Source organism: Clavibacter phaseoli (assembly GCF_021922925.1).
In the GTDB taxonomy this organism is placed as follows: domain Bacteria; phylum Actinomycetota; class Actinomycetes; order Actinomycetales; family Microbacteriaceae; genus Clavibacter; species Clavibacter phaseoli.
Genome location: NZ_CP040786.1, coordinates 1,481,684 through 1,494,270, shown reverse-complemented (window position 1 = coordinate 1,494,270; position 12,587 = coordinate 1,481,684). Strand labels below are relative to the sequence as shown.

At 73.0% G+C, this 12,587-nt stretch carries 13 protein-coding genes; 6 read left to right on the top strand and 7 right to left on the bottom strand.

The genetic code is table 11. The features are described from left to right. Positions 1-36 precede the first annotated feature (36 nt). The 7 genes from FGI33_RS06965 to FGI33_RS06935 all read right to left on the bottom strand — a co-directional run bounded on the left by FGI33_RS06965 (position 37) and on the right by FGI33_RS06935 (position 6,164). A complete protein-coding gene (locus tag FGI33_RS06965) occupies positions 37-552 on the bottom strand; it encodes a DUF2017 family protein (RefSeq protein ID WP_119435478.1) in 516 nt (171 codons plus the stop codon). Next, positions 549-935 (bottom strand): ATP-dependent Clp protease adapter ClpS, encoded by a 387-nt coding sequence (clpS, locus tag FGI33_RS06960; protein ID WP_237582427.1) that lies wholly within the window; start codon positions 933-935, stop codon positions 549-551. The genes FGI33_RS06965 and clpS overlap by 4 nt, the downstream gene beginning before the upstream one ends. A gap of 88 nt (positions 936-1,023) precedes the next feature. Beyond that, positions 1,024-1,722, bottom strand: a complete 699-nt coding sequence (locus FGI33_RS06955) for a response regulator transcription factor (RefSeq protein WP_119433856.1) — start codon at positions 1,720-1,722, stop codon at positions 1,024-1,026. After that, entirely contained in the window at positions 1,719-2,963 is a 1,245-nt protein-coding gene (locus tag FGI33_RS06950) for a sensor histidine kinase (RefSeq protein WP_119433855.1), read from the bottom strand. The genes FGI33_RS06955 and FGI33_RS06950 overlap by 4 nt, the downstream gene beginning before the upstream one ends. A gap of 95 nt (positions 2,964-3,058) precedes the next feature. Next, a complete protein-coding gene (locus tag FGI33_RS06945; protein ID WP_119433854.1) occupies positions 3,059-3,898 on the bottom strand; it encodes an ABC transporter permease subunit in 840 nt (279 codons plus the stop codon). After that, a complete protein-coding gene (locus tag FGI33_RS06940) occupies positions 3,895-4,830 on the bottom strand; it encodes an ABC transporter ATP-binding protein (protein WP_119401394.1) in 936 nt (311 codons plus the stop codon). Before FGI33_RS06940 ends, FGI33_RS06945 begins: the two co-directional genes overlap by 4 nt. A 128-nt stretch (positions 4,831-4,958) precedes the next feature. Continuing rightward, positions 4,959-6,164 carry an aminotransferase class I/II-fold pyridoxal phosphate-dependent enzyme gene (locus FGI33_RS06935; RefSeq protein ID WP_119433853.1) on the bottom strand — a complete coding sequence of 402 codons (1,206 nt, stop codon included), beginning with the start codon at positions 6,162-6,164 and terminating at the stop codon, positions 4,959-4,961. A gap of 228 nt (positions 6,165-6,392) precedes the next feature. Here FGI33_RS06935 and FGI33_RS06930 point away from each other — a divergent pair, with 228 nt between their 5' ends. The 6 genes from FGI33_RS06930 (at position 6,393) to FGI33_RS06905 (ending at position 12,520) form a co-directional block, all read left to right on the top strand. Further along, positions 6,393-6,947, top strand: a complete 555-nt coding sequence (locus FGI33_RS06930; RefSeq protein ID WP_147359311.1) for a hypothetical protein — start codon at positions 6,393-6,395, stop codon at positions 6,945-6,947. 428 nt (positions 6,948-7,375) lie between these two features. Next, positions 7,376-7,840: a hypothetical protein gene (locus FGI33_RS06925; RefSeq protein WP_237582426.1), complete on the top strand. Its 465-nt coding sequence runs from the start codon at positions 7,376-7,378 to the stop codon at positions 7,838-7,840. A gap of 227 nt (positions 7,841-8,067) precedes the next feature. Continuing rightward, positions 8,068-9,606, top strand: coding sequence for a S1C family serine protease (locus tag FGI33_RS06920; protein ID WP_119433850.1), 1,539 nt, complete (start codon positions 8,068-8,070; stop codon positions 9,604-9,606). A 150-nt stretch (positions 9,607-9,756) separates the two neighbouring features. After that, positions 9,757-10,830 carry a glycosyltransferase family 2 protein gene (locus FGI33_RS06915; RefSeq protein ID WP_119433849.1) on the top strand — a complete coding sequence of 358 codons (1,074 nt, stop codon included), beginning with the start codon at positions 9,757-9,759 and terminating at the stop codon, positions 10,828-10,830. Then, positions 10,827-11,648, top strand: coding sequence for a CDP-alcohol phosphatidyltransferase family protein (locus FGI33_RS06910; RefSeq protein ID WP_119433848.1), 822 nt, complete (start codon positions 10,827-10,829; stop codon positions 11,646-11,648). Before FGI33_RS06915 ends, FGI33_RS06910 begins: the two co-directional genes overlap by 4 nt. Then, a complete protein-coding gene (locus tag FGI33_RS06905; protein WP_119433847.1) occupies positions 11,645-12,520 on the top strand; it encodes a glycosyltransferase family 2 protein in 876 nt (291 codons plus the stop codon). The genes FGI33_RS06910 and FGI33_RS06905 overlap by 4 nt, the downstream gene beginning before the upstream one ends. Positions 12,521-12,587: the final 67 nt, after the last annotated feature.

The window sequence follows — 12,587 nt, the reverse complement described above, 5'->3', positions numbered from 1 at the left end:
CGCCGAGCCGGCGCGCGACGGCTGCCCGGCCGACGCTCAGCGGTCGACGGCCTCGATGAGCGATCCCTGCGCGAACGTCAGCCAGTCGTACAGGCTCGCGCTCTCCTCGGGGGCGCGGTCGCGCCAGCCGTCGGCCTCGTCGATGCGCAGCGGCACCGAGATCGCGAGCCGCAGGTCGTTGAGCGTGCGGAGCCAGGCCTGCGCGCCCGTCGGATCCAGCACGACGAGGAGGCCCCGCCGGCCGGCCCCGCGCGCGTCGGCCTCCGCGAGCGTCGCCTCGACCGTGGTGGCGTTCGCGGCCTTCGCCTCGCCGAGGTCGGACGCCGTGAAGCGCCGGAACTCCGCCGACGCCTCGGCGTCGTCCGGGTACGCGTCCGGCAGCAGGCGTGCGACGACGGGGGAGGGCGCGGCGCCGTCCGTCGCGCCGCCGGTCGCGGTGCCCTCGTCGAGGATCCCGCGCAGCTCGTCGAGGATCCCGCGCAGCATGGCGACCTCGTGCGGCTCGAGGTGCGCGGCGATCGTGCCGTCGGGCCGCGCGCGGAAGGCCCTCACGCGTCCACCCGCTCGAGCGTGGCCCACAGGCCGTAGCCGTGCATCGCGAGCACGTGGCGCTCGATCTCCTCGCGGATCCCCGTGGCGACGACCGCCCGGCCGTCCTCGTGCACCCGGAGCATCAGCTCGTCGGCGCGCTCGCGGGTGAAGCCGAAGTAGCTGCGGAACACGTACGAGACGTACGTCATGAGGTTCACCGGGTCGTTCCAGACCACGCAGCTCCACACCGGCGGCGTCGCGGCGCGCTCCAGCAGGCTCGTGTCGGATTCCGTCCGCGTCCTGGACCCGGGGTCGCCCGCGGGTGGGCCGGCGGGCGGGTCGGCGGCCCGTCGCGCGGCGGGCAGGCGGCGCGGTGCGCGCGCGTCGGCTGCGGTGGTGGTCATCGCGCTCCCGTGGTGTCGTCCCGGCGAGCGGCCGGGGGGATCCATCCTCTCCCGCGCGGAGACCCGGCGGCGACCCGATGGCCGCGGGTCACGCACCCGGACGCACCAGCCCGCAGTCGTACGCGAGGATCACGGCCTGCACGCGGTCCCGCACCTCGAGCTTCGCGAGCACCCGCCCGACGTGCGTCTTCACGGTGGACTCCGACAGGAACAGCCGCCCGGCGATCTCCTGGTTGGTGAGCCCCTCGGCCAGCGCCGTGAGCACCTCCAGCTCGCGCGCGGTCAGCGGGCGCAGGCGCGGGTCGGCCGCGCCCTCCCCGGTGCCGGCCGCCCCGCCGGTCGCGGGCATGGTCGGCCCGAGCAGCTCGATCATGCGCCGCGTCACCCGCGGCGAGATCGCGGCGTCGCCGTCGGCGACCGCGCGGATCGCCTCCATCAGGTGCTCGGGCCGCGTGTCCTTCACGAGGAACCCGCTCGCCCCGGCCCGCAGCCCGGCGAACGCGTACTCGTCGAGGTCGAACGTGGTCAGCACGATGACGCGCGTCGCCGGGTGCCGCGCGACGATCTCGGCGGTCGCCTCGATCCCGTCCATGCCGGGCATGCGCACGTCCATCAGCACGATGTCGGGGGCGAGCTCGCTCGCGCGCTCCACGGCGGCGCGGCCGTCGGCGGCCTCGCCCACGACCTCGATCCCGGGCTCGGCGTCGAGCACCATGCGGAAGCCCATGCGCACGAGCGCCTGGTCGTCCACGATGAGCACGCGGACGGGGGTGCTGGTGTCGGTCATCGGTCCTCCTGGTCGCGGGTGCTGCGGTCGATGGGGTCGGGGGGACGCCGCGCGTCGCCGGGACGGACGTCGTGGAGCCCGCTGGGCATGGTCGCCAGCACGCGCCAGCCGCCGTTCTCGCGCCGGCCGGCGGTCGCCGTGCCGCCGTAGACGGCCATGCGCTCCGCGACGCCGACGAGGCCGCGACCGCTGCCGGGGACGGGCGGGACGACGGGGCCGGTGCGGTCGTCGTCGGTGACCTCGACGATGATCTCCTCCGGCCGGTGGTCGACGCGCACCTCGACCCGGTCGGCGTTCGGCGCGTACCGGAGCACGTTGGTGAGCGACTCCTGCACGACGCGGAAGACGGCGAGCTGGCGCCCCGGGTCGTCGGGCGGCGCGCCCGTGCTGGTGAAGCGCACGGGGAGGCCGGTGGAGCGGAACGAGTCGACCAGCGCGGCGAGGTCGGCGTGGCCGGGCTGCGGTGCGCGGAGGGACGGCGCGGCGGCGTCGCCCGCGCCGGGCTCCTCCGCGAGTACGCCCAGCATGCGGCGCATCTCGGAGAGTGAGGTGCGACCGGTCTCGGCGACCTCGCGCATCGCGTCGCGCGCGAGCTCCGGCCGGGCGACGGCGCTCGCGGCCGCCCCGTCGGCGAGCGTCACCATCACGGTGATCCCGTGGGCGACGATGTCGTGGATCTCGCGCGCGATCCGCGTCCGCTCCGCCGCCGTCGCGAGCCTGGCCTGCTGGTCGCGCTCGCGGGCGAGCTGCACCGCCAGGTCCCGCAGCGCCTCGACGTAGCGCTTGCGTGCGCCCACGTTCGTGCCGATGAGCGTCGCGATGAGCGGGAGGATCAGGTTCACCAGCAGCATGGTCGCGATCGACAGGGCAAGGGGACCCTGGCCGGCCGTCGCCGGCGTGACGACCGCGATGACGACGGCGACGCCGCCGAGCCCGATCCACGCGCGCCGGGACGATCCGTGGACGGCCAGCGCGTAGAGCGCGAGGGGGACGGCTCCGCCGTCGAAGCTGCCGGACACGAGGGCCGCCGCGGCGGCGGCCGCGGCCGAGACGGCCAGGACGGCGGCGGGTCGGCTGCGTCGGAACATGAGCGCGACGCCCGTCAGGATGCTGAGGGCGGCCAGCGCGATGCCGCCGGGGACGCCGGGGGACCTGCTGCCGACGACGGGGGCCGCGCTCACCGACAGCAGGGTGAAGCCGATCGCGATGACGGCGTCGACCGTCCGCGGGTGCCGGGCCATCCAGCCGCGGAACGCGCCGGGCGGCGTGGGCAGCCGTACGCCGTCGGGCGCGGCGGTGTCCGCCGCGCCCGACGGCGCCCTTCGCCCCGCGTCGATCAGGCGTCCCGCTTGCGGGCGAGGATGAGCGCGGGCACGAGGATCACGGCGACCCACCCGATCATCACGAGCAGCGCCTGCCAGAACTCCAGCGAGCCGGGGGCGCCGCTGCCGATGCTGTACAGGCGGTTGCCCGCGCTGAGCGGGAAGTAGGGCTCGAGGTCCGCGACCCAGTCGAGCACGCCGCCGAGCAGCTGGCCGACGATCGGGACGACGAGCACGAGGCCCACGAGCGCCCCGATGCCCGCGGCGCCGTTGCGCAGCAGCAGGCCGAAGCCGAAGCCCATCAGCCCGATGAGCACGACGAAGAGCACGCCGCCGAGGGCCGCGAGGAGGAAGTCCCCCGACAGCATGTCGACCTCGGCGCCGGCGGACGCGAAGTACCCCCGGGCGATGACGAGCGCGACGGCCACCGCGACGGCGGTCACGACGAAGGTCACGACCGTGTAGACGATCGCCTTCGCGGCGATGACGCCCAGGCGACCCGGCGCGGCGCTGAAGGACGAGCGGATCATGCCGGTCGAGTACTCGCCGCTGATCACCAGCACCCCGAGGACGCCCGCGACGAGCATCGACAGGGTCAACCCGCTGAGGCCCACCGAGACGAGCAGGTCGGTCGCGGGGATGCCGGGGAGGGACAGCTGGTCCCGCAGCTGGTCCACCACGAACGGCGTGAACAGCGCGGAGAAGCCGGCGAGGAGGAGGAACACGAGCGCGAAGCACCAGATGGTGGAGCGGAGCGTGCGGAGCTTGATCCACTCGGAGCGCATGAGGCGGGGGAGCGTGGGGCGGCCCTTCGTCACCGGAGCGGGCGCGTAGGTCGTGGTGGTGGCGGTCATCGTGCGATCTCCTGCTCGGTCTGGCCGACTGCGGCGCTGTGGTACTCGACGTCGCCCTGCGTGAGCGACAGGTAGGCGTCCTCGAGGGACGCGGTGACCGGGGTGAGCTCGTGCAGCACGACGCCCGCGGACATCGCCGCGTCGCCGACCTGCGCGGCCGTGAGGCCGGTGATCTCGATCACGTCGCGCTCGACGCTGGTGACCACGACCTCGGGCCGCGCCACCGCCTGGCCGAGCCGGTCGGCGTGCGGGGAGCGGACCCGGACGAGGCCGCTCGTGGCCCCGGCGACGACCGCCGCGACGGGTGCGTCGGCGAGCACGCGACCGCGCCCGAGCACGATGAGGTGATCCGCGGTCTGCGCCATCTCGCTCATGAGGTGGGAGGAGAGGAGCACGGTGCGGCCCTGGCCGGCGAGGTAGCGGGTGATGTTGCGCACCCACATGACGCCCTCGGGGTCGAGGCCGTTGACGGGCTCGTCGAGGATCAGCGTGCGCGGGTCGCCGAGGAGAGCGACGGCGATGCCGAGGCGCTGCCCCATGCCGAGGGAGAAGCCGCCGACGCGCTTCTTGGCGACGGGCTGGAGGCCCGTCATCTCGATGACCTCGTTCACGCGCGAACGCGGGATCCCGTGCGTGGCCGCCATCGCGAGCAGGTGGTTGTAGGCGCTGCGGCCCGTGTGCACGGCCTTCGCGTCGAGGAGCGCCCCGACCTCGTGGAGCGGGGCCTGGAGGTCGCGGTAACGGCGGCCGTTGACGGTCACGGAGCCGGAGGTGGGGCTGTCGAGCCCGACGATCATGCGCATCGTGGTGGACTTGCCGGCGCCGTTCGGACCGAGGAATCCGGTCACCATGCCGGGCTGGACGGTGAAGCTCACGCCGTCCACGGCGGTCTTCGCGCCGTAGCGCTTGGTCAGGTTCTCAGCGACGATCATGCGCGCTGCCTCCTCAGATGGGTGCGCGGGCCCAGCGCCCGCGGAAGCCACGTTAGGCGCGGGCCCATCGCCGGGGCGTCCCCCCTCCGGCCCCCGTCCCGCGGTGACGCTGGTACCAGGGTGCCGGGTCAGGCGGTCCCGACCGCCAGCGCGCCGAGCCGCCGGGCGGCCTCCTCCAGCACGTCGGTCCGCTTGCAGAACGCGAACCGCACGAGGGACGCGTGCTCCGCGGCGAGGGGCGCGTGGCAGAAGGCCGACAGCGGCACGCCGACCACGCCCGCGAGCCCCGGGAGCCGCAGGCACAGCTCCCGGGAGTCGGCGAAGCCGAGCGGGGCCGCGTCCGCGACGATGAAGTACCCGGCCGCGGGGAGGTGGATCCGGAAGCCCGCGGCCGTCAGCCCCGACGCGAGGACGTCCCGCTTGTGCCGCAGGTCGTCGGCGATCCCGTCGTACACGGCGTCGGGGAGCGCCAGCCCCGTCGCGATGGCCGGCTGGAACGGCGCCCCGTTGACGAAGGTCAGGAACTGCTTCACCGCGAGGATCGCCGACACGAGCGGCGCCGGAGCGGTCAGCCAGCCGATCTTCCACCCCGTGGTGCGGAACGTCTTGCCGCCCGACGAGATGGTCACCGTGCGCTCGCGGGCCCCCGGCAGCGTCGCCACCGGCACGTGGGGCGCGTCGAAGACGAGGTGCTCGTAGACCTCGTCCGTGACGATGACGGCGTCGTGCGCGATGGCGAGCTCCACCACCAGCTCGCGCACCTCGCGGCTGAGGACGGTCCCGGTCGGGTTGTGCGGGTCGTTCAGGAGGATCACGCGGGTGCGGTCGGTGATCACGCGGCGGAGGTCCTCGAGCCGCGGCTGGAAGTCGGGGGCGCGCAGCGGCACCGTGCGGTGGATCCCGCGGGCGAGCGAGATGAGGGCCCCGTACGCGTCGTAGAACGGCTCGAGCGTCACGACCTCGTCGCCCTCCTCGACGAGCGCGAGCAGCGTCGCGGCGATGGCCTCGGTCGCGCCGGCGGTTACGAGCACCTCGGTCTCCGGATCCACGGCGAGGCCGTAGAAGCGCGTCTGGTGCGCGGCGACGGCCTGCCGCAGCTCGGGCGTGCCGCGACCGGGCGGGTACTGGTTCATGCCGGCGGAGATCGCGTCGCGCGCGGCCTCCAGGACTTCGCGGGGACCGTCCTCGTCGGGGAACCCCTGACCGAGGTTGATCGCGCCCGTGGCCGCCGCCAGCGCGCTCATCTCCGCGAACACGGTGGTGCCCGGGATCCCGTCGGCTGTCAGCAGCATCGCCCCGCGGGCCGCGCGCACCCACGCGCCGGGAATCGTCATACGCCCATCATGGCCCGCCGGCTCCCTGGAACGACGAGTCAACTTGCATTCGGCAAGGCCTGCGCGAGCTCCTCCATCACTGCAGCGCTCGGTGGATGAGATGTGGAGATCCTCGCCGTGGATCTGCCTCGCTGGCCTATGTTTCCGGGACCCGCTGGAGGGGAAGTTATTGTCGCTGACCGCAACTCGAGGTCAGCGGCGCAAGAGCGAGATGGCAAGGGGGGACGCATGCGCAATGTCGATCGATCAGGAGTTCGCGCGCGAACACGTGCAGCAGCGATGTGTTCGGGTGTGCTGCTGACTCTCATTCTTGGGGGCTGCGCACCCACCACGTCCGTCATTTCTGTTACTGCGGCCACGACGGAGTCGAAGGCCGCTCAGGACGCCGAGACCTTCGAGCAGCAATACGCAAAGTATGTCTCGCTTCCTCTCGACGAGATCTCGGAGGACGATCTCACTCCGCTTCTGACAGGTGACCTCCTCGCCGAGAGCACCAAAGAGATCGCTGATACAAGAGAACGAGGAACACAAGTCATCGGAAAATACACGTACTCGAGGTTCGCCGTCACGGATCAAGGGATCGAGGCCTCGGGCCAGGCCTACATGGTCGCCCAAGCGTGCCTCGATGTGACTGGTTCGCGCATCCACGACAGCAGTGGCATCGACATCACGCCCGATCGTGACCCTCTGGTCTCCATGCAGCTCAAAGCGGTGACTGTTGACGATGGGTCGTGGCGCATCAGTGATGCGGTCCGTAACGACGAGGTGAAAGCGTGCGATTAAAGGTCGCGATGACTGGGGTGCTGGTTGCCATCATTCTCGCCTCGACGGCATCTCCCGCTCTCGCTGAGGCCACATCGTGCGGTGCGCTCATGCCTAGCTCGGGCCAATGCACATCTGGGCGCGTACTTGGAGAGACAGTCGAGCTCGAGGGACATGACTCTGAGGACCATGCGGGTGCTGCCGCTTCCCCTGCCCTCGGGGACACGCCGGGGTCTCACCAGCGCTCGCCATCGGTCGTTGCGGATCCGCATCCGCATCCGGTGACGCGTCGTGATCGTCTGGCGGCGGATGTGGACGCGCCGTGTCGGCCGGGTGTGGGGTTGTGTGCGGATGGGCAGCATGCGTTCCTGCCGCCGGCGAAGGCGCCGACGAAGCCGGCGGATCCAGCACCGTCCGTGCCTGCAGCTCCCGCGGTGACGTTGGCGGATGTGGCGCAGTTCGTGCCGCGGGATGCGTCGATCCGGTCGCAGCCGAACGGGTGGGCGATCGTGGGTGCGCCGGTGAACCTGTTCACGGACGCGACCGCTGAGGTGGTCGATGGCCAGTTGCTGGGTCGGCCAGCGCAGGTGCGGTTCGTGCCGGTGTCGTTCGTCTGGGATCACGGCGACGGCACGTCGACGACGGTGGTGGGTCCGGGTGCGTCGTGGAAGCAGCTGGGGCAGCAGGACTTCACCGCGACGGACACGAGCCATGTGTATGCGGCCATCGGCGACCGGCAGGTCACTCTGACGATCGCGTATGCGCCGTCGTACCGGTTCGACGGGGGCGGGTGGCAGCAGATCGCGGGCACGCTGCCGGTGCAGATCGGGCCGGTGAGGATCCATGTGCTCCAGGGGTCGACGGTGCTGGTCGGTGGCGCGTGCGGGGAGCGGGACGCCGGGCCAGGATGCTGATGTTGGGCAGCGTCTGCTCGGGTCGACGAAGCCCAGCCACCGGACGTGACCGTCCCCGGTGCTCAACCCGCCGCCGCGTACGCTCGTCCCAGCAGGCGAGCTGACCGCGCAGCGCCGTCCGATGCGCTCGTCGCCGTGCCGGTCACGGGCGGGGCGCTGTCAGGGCGGCCATAGGGAACGCCCAGACTCGCCCTGAATGCTGGCACGACCTGAGAGGAGCACCACCGATGACGGACAGAAGCCACGGCGAAGACGAGCACGAGGGCGGCCGCGAGGTCGACGGCCGAGCCGAGGGCTCCTCGACGGAGGCGCCGTCGTCCACCACCCCTCAGTCGGGCGATGGGGGATCCGCCTGGCCGGCGCCCGCGGGTCCGGCCGCCGCATCCCACCCCGCGCCGACGAGCCCGGACCAGCGGGACACCCTCGCCTACGGCACGAACCCGCAGGCGGATCACACCGCGACCGCTCCTCTCGCGGGCCCCGCAGCGGAGGGTCACGAGCCGGGCGGCGTCACCACGACCGCCCCTCCCAAGAAGAAGGCCAACAAGGCGCTGCCGCTCGTCGCCATGCTGGCCGTCGGGGCCCTCATCGGCGGCGCCGCCGGCGGGCTCACCACCTGGGCCATCGCGCACGACGACGCCTCCACCGAGACCGTCAGCCAGTCGCCCGCGAACATCACCGTCAACGACCCGGACAACGCGACGCCCATCACGGCCGTCGCCGCGAAGGTGTCCGGCTCGGTCGTCACCATCGACGTGGCCGGTGCGCAGGCCGGGGGCACCGGTTCCGGTGTCGTCCTCTCGAGCGACGGCTACGTCCTCACGAACACGCACGTCGTCACGCTCGACGGCCAGACCGGTGACGCCACCATCCAGGTCAAGACGGCGGACGGCGCCCTGTACTCCGCGAAGCTGATCGGCACGGATCCCGTCGTCGACCTCGCCGTCATCAAGCTCGACGATGCGAGCGGCCTGACGCCCATCGAGTTCGCCGACTCGTCCAAGCTCAACGTCGGCGACACGGCCATCGCCATCGGCGCCCCTCTCGGCCTCTCCGGGACCGTCACCGACGGCATCGTCAGCGCCCTCGACCGGAGCATCCAGGTGGCGTCCTCGGCAGCCCCGACGACGCCGGGCGACGGTAGCCAGAGCGACGAGACGCCGTTCAACTTCTGGCCCTTCGGCAACGAGGGCCAGGGTGGATCCGGCGGGCAGGGCAGCCAGGGCGGATCCGGCGCCCAGGGCGGCCAGGCGGCGGCGACCATCAACCTCGCGGTCATCCAGACCGACGCGGCCATCAACCCGGGCAACTCGGGTGGTGCCCTGCTCGACGGCGACGGCAAGCTCATCGGCGTCAACGTGGCCATCGCGAACGCGGGCGGCACGAGCTCCACGGCCGGCAGCATCGGCGTCGGCTTCGCCATCCCGTCGAACCTGGCGAAGCGCGTGGGCCAGGAGATCATCCAGAACGGCAGCGCCTCCCACGGGCTCCTCGGAGCGAGCGTCCGCGACGTCGCCAGCGGCGACTCCTCGACCCCGGTCGGCGGCGCGTTCATCGCCGAGGTCCAGAGCGGCGGCGCGGCGGCCGCGGCGGGCCTGCAGCAGGGCGACATCGTCACCGCGTTCGGCAGCATCCCGATCAGCAAGGCGAGCGACCTCACGGCGCAGGTGCGGGCCCTCGCGGGCGGCAGCGACGTCGAGCTGACCGTGATCCGCGGTGGGCAAAAGCAGCAGGTCGACGTGAAGCTCGGCACGCTGCAGCAGTAGCGGGCACGACGCACGGGGGCGGATCGGCGCATGCCGGTCCGCCCCCGTGCGTCCGGCATCGGCGGGCGGCGGACGGGGAGGCTGGTAAACTCCTGCGAGGCTCGGCCCCCGACGGGCCCCGGCCGCACCTCCCTCAAGAGATCGGCTCAGATGGCGCACCACCCGCGACGCGACCCCGCCGCCGGCAGCCCCGGCGATCTCCCCGCCGTCTCGTACGTCATGCCGATCCTCAACGAGGCGGCCCACGTGCGCGCCGCCGTGGACAGCATGATGCAGCAGGACTACGCCGGCGACTTCGAGGTCGTCCTGGCGCTCGGGCCGAGCACGGACGGCACGACCGAGGTCGTCCGCGATATGGCTCGGGCCGATCCGCGCATCACGAGCGTCGACAACCCCACGGGATCCACGCCCGGAGGCCTGAACGCCGCCATCCGCGCCACGCGCCATCCCATCGTGATCCGCGTCGACGCCCACTCGCTCCTGCCGCGCGACTACACGCGCATCGCCGTCGAGACCCTGCAGACCACCGGCGCGGACAACGTCGGCGGGCTCATGTCGGCCGAGGGGCGCACGCCGTTCGAGAAGGCCGTCGCCCGCGCGTACGGTGCCCGGGTCGGGCTCGGCGGCACCGCGCACCACGTCGGCGGCAAGGAGGGCCCGGCGGAGACCGCGTACCTCGGCGCCTTCCGCCGCGAGCGGCTCGTCGAGGTCGGGCTCTTCGACGAGGGCGTGCGCCGGGGCCAGGACTGGGAGCTCAACCGCCGGCTCCGACAGAGCGGCGGACTGGTGTGGTTCACGCCGCGGATGAAGGTCACGTACCGTCCGCGCTCCACGCTCCGCTCGCTCATCCGCCAGTTCTTCGCGACCGGGCTCTGGCGCGGGGAGCTCGCGCGTCGCTACACGCGGCAGAACTCCGTGCGGTACTTCGTGCCGCCGGTGGCCGTCGCCGGAGTGGCCGCGGGTCTCCTCCTCGGTACCGCGGGCCTCGTGGGGGCCGCGCTCGGGATGCCGGGACTGCGCCGCCTCGTCGGCGCGTTCGTCGTGCCCGGCGTCTACGCCGGCTTCGTGCTGGTGAGCACCGTCTCGGTGGCCTCGCGGGACGGCGCGGCGACCATGCTGCGGTTCGCGGCGGTCCTGCCGTCCATCCACTTCAGCTGGGGCACCGGGTTCGTGCTCGGCTTCCTCGAGCTCACCGACGACCTCGACGGGCACACGGGCCGATGAGCGCGGCTCCCGGCACCGGCGACCGCGGCCTGCCCTCGTCCATCGCGGAGCTGCGGCGGGTGACGCAGCCACCGGAGGTGCGCCTGCGCGCGAACGCCGAGCACTGGACGGCGCACCTCTACCTGCGCGACCTCTCGCCGTACCTGACCTGGCTGCTGCTCCGGACCCGGATCAGCGCGAACGGCGTCACCGTCGTCATGATCCTCACGGGCTGGGCCGCCGCCGCGGCGCTGCTCATCCCCGGCATCGCGGGCGCCGCCCTCGCGCTGGTCCTCGGCCAGCTGCAGATGCTCGTGGACTGCTGCGACGGCGAGGTCGCCCGGTGGCGCCGTACGTCCTCACCGGTGGGCCACTTCCTGGACGCCGTGGGGCACTACTCGACCGAGACGTTGATCGCGCTCGCCCTCGGGATCCGCGCCGCCGCCTACCCCTTCGAGGCGCCGGGCGACCTGCCGTGGACGACCCTCGCGTTCGCGCTGGCGCTCGTCATCGTGCTGAACAAGGCGCTGAACGACATGGTGCGCGTGGCCCGCGCGTCGGCCGACCTGCCCAAGGCGCCCGTCGGCGCCGGCACGGTCGCGTCGCAGCACTCCCTGATCGCCACGGCCCGCCGCGTCGTGCGGTTCCTGCCCTTCCACCGCATGTTCCACTCGGTGGAGCTCACCATCGTGACCTTCGTCGTCGCGCTGGTCGGCCTCGTCGCCGGTCAGCCGGAGACCGACCGGGTGTTCCTCGTCGTCCTGGTGCCGCTCGCGGTGCTGGCGCTCGTCGGGCACTTCGTGATGATCGTCACCTCGCGTCGGCTGACCTCGGCGTGACGGACGCCGTCCCGCGCGTCGGCGTCGTCGTCCTCAGCCAGGGGCGTCGGCCGGAGGGTCTGGCGGCCTCGCTCGCGTCGGTGCTGCGTCAGGAGGGCGTCGCGCTCGACATCGTCGTGGTCGGCAACGGCTGGGATCCCCGCGGCCTCCCGGACGGCGTGCGCGGCCTGCACCTGCCGGAGAACCTCGGCATCCCGGCGGGCCGGAACGCGGGCGTCCCGCTCGTCACCGGCGAGACGCTGTTCTTCCTCGACGACGACGAGACCGTCCCCAGCGCGGCGTTCCTCGCGGACTCCCTCGCGCTCATGCGAGGTGCGGGCGACATCGCGCTCGTCCAGCCGCGCATCGTGGACCCGACCGGAGCGGCCACGCCGCGCCGCTGGATCCCGCGCATCCGCAAGGGCGACCCCGCGCGCTCGAGCGCGGTCATGTCCGTGCTGGAGGGCGCCGTCGTGGTCCGCCGCGACGCGTTCGAGGCCGCCGGCGGCTGGGCGGGGGAGTTCTTCTACGCCCACGAGGGGATCGAGCTGGCCTGGCGCGTCTGGGACCAGGGGCTGCGCGCCTGGTACGCCGGCGACCTCGTCGCGCACCATCCGGCGGTCGCCCCCACCCGGCACGCGGAGTACCACCGCCTCACCGCGCGCAACCGCGTCTGGCTCGCCCGGCGCAACCTGCCGCTCCCGCTCGTCCCCGTGTACGTGGGGTCATGGACCGCCGTGCAGCTGCTGCGCTCCGCGCGGAACCGGGACGGGCTCGGCACCTGGCTGCGCGGCTGGCGCGAGGGCTGGACGACGTCGCCCGGGCCGCGTCGGCCGATGTCGTGGGTCACCGTGATCCGCATGGCGCGCGCGGGCAGGCCGCCCGTCATCTGATCGTGATCCCGCCCCGCTCGGTCACGATCGCACACCGTTCCGCGCCCCCGGCCGGGGCTCGTCCTGA

What these genes read in the sequence shown, in the direction of transcription:
- clpS (WP_237582427.1), bottom strand. Translation starts at nt 935, where the DNA reads ATGACCACCACCGCAGCCGACGCGCGCGCACCGCGCCGCCTGCCCGCC.
- FGI33_RS06955 (WP_119433856.1), bottom strand. Translation starts at nt 1,722, where the DNA reads ATGACCGACACCAGCACCCCCGTCCGCGTGCTCATCGTGGACGACCAG.
- FGI33_RS06950 (WP_119433855.1), bottom strand. Translation starts at nt 2,963, where the DNA reads ATGGCCCGGCACCCGCGGACGGTCGACGCCGTCATCGCGATCGGCTTC.
- FGI33_RS06945 (WP_119433854.1), bottom strand. Translation starts at nt 3,898, where the DNA reads ATGACCGCCACCACCACGACCTACGCGCCCGCTCCGGTGACGAAGGGC.
- FGI33_RS06940 (WP_119401394.1), bottom strand. Translation starts at nt 4,830, where the DNA reads ATGATCGTCGCTGAGAACCTGACCAAGCGCTACGGCGCGAAGACCGCC.
- FGI33_RS06935 (WP_119433853.1), bottom strand. Translation starts at nt 6,164, where the DNA reads ATGACGATTCCCGGCGCGTGGGTGCGCGCGGCCCGCGGGGCGATGCTG.
- FGI33_RS06930 (WP_147359311.1), top strand. Translation starts at nt 6,393, where the DNA reads ATGCGCAATGTCGATCGATCAGGAGTTCGCGCGCGAACACGTGCAGCA.
- FGI33_RS06920 (WP_119433850.1), top strand. Translation starts at nt 8,068, where the DNA reads ATGACGGACAGAAGCCACGGCGAAGACGAGCACGAGGGCGGCCGCGAG.
- FGI33_RS06915 (WP_119433849.1), top strand. Translation starts at nt 9,757, where the DNA reads ATGGCGCACCACCCGCGACGCGACCCCGCCGCCGGCAGCCCCGGCGAT.
- FGI33_RS06910 (WP_119433848.1), top strand. Translation starts at nt 10,827, where the DNA reads ATGAGCGCGGCTCCCGGCACCGGCGACCGCGGCCTGCCCTCGTCCATC.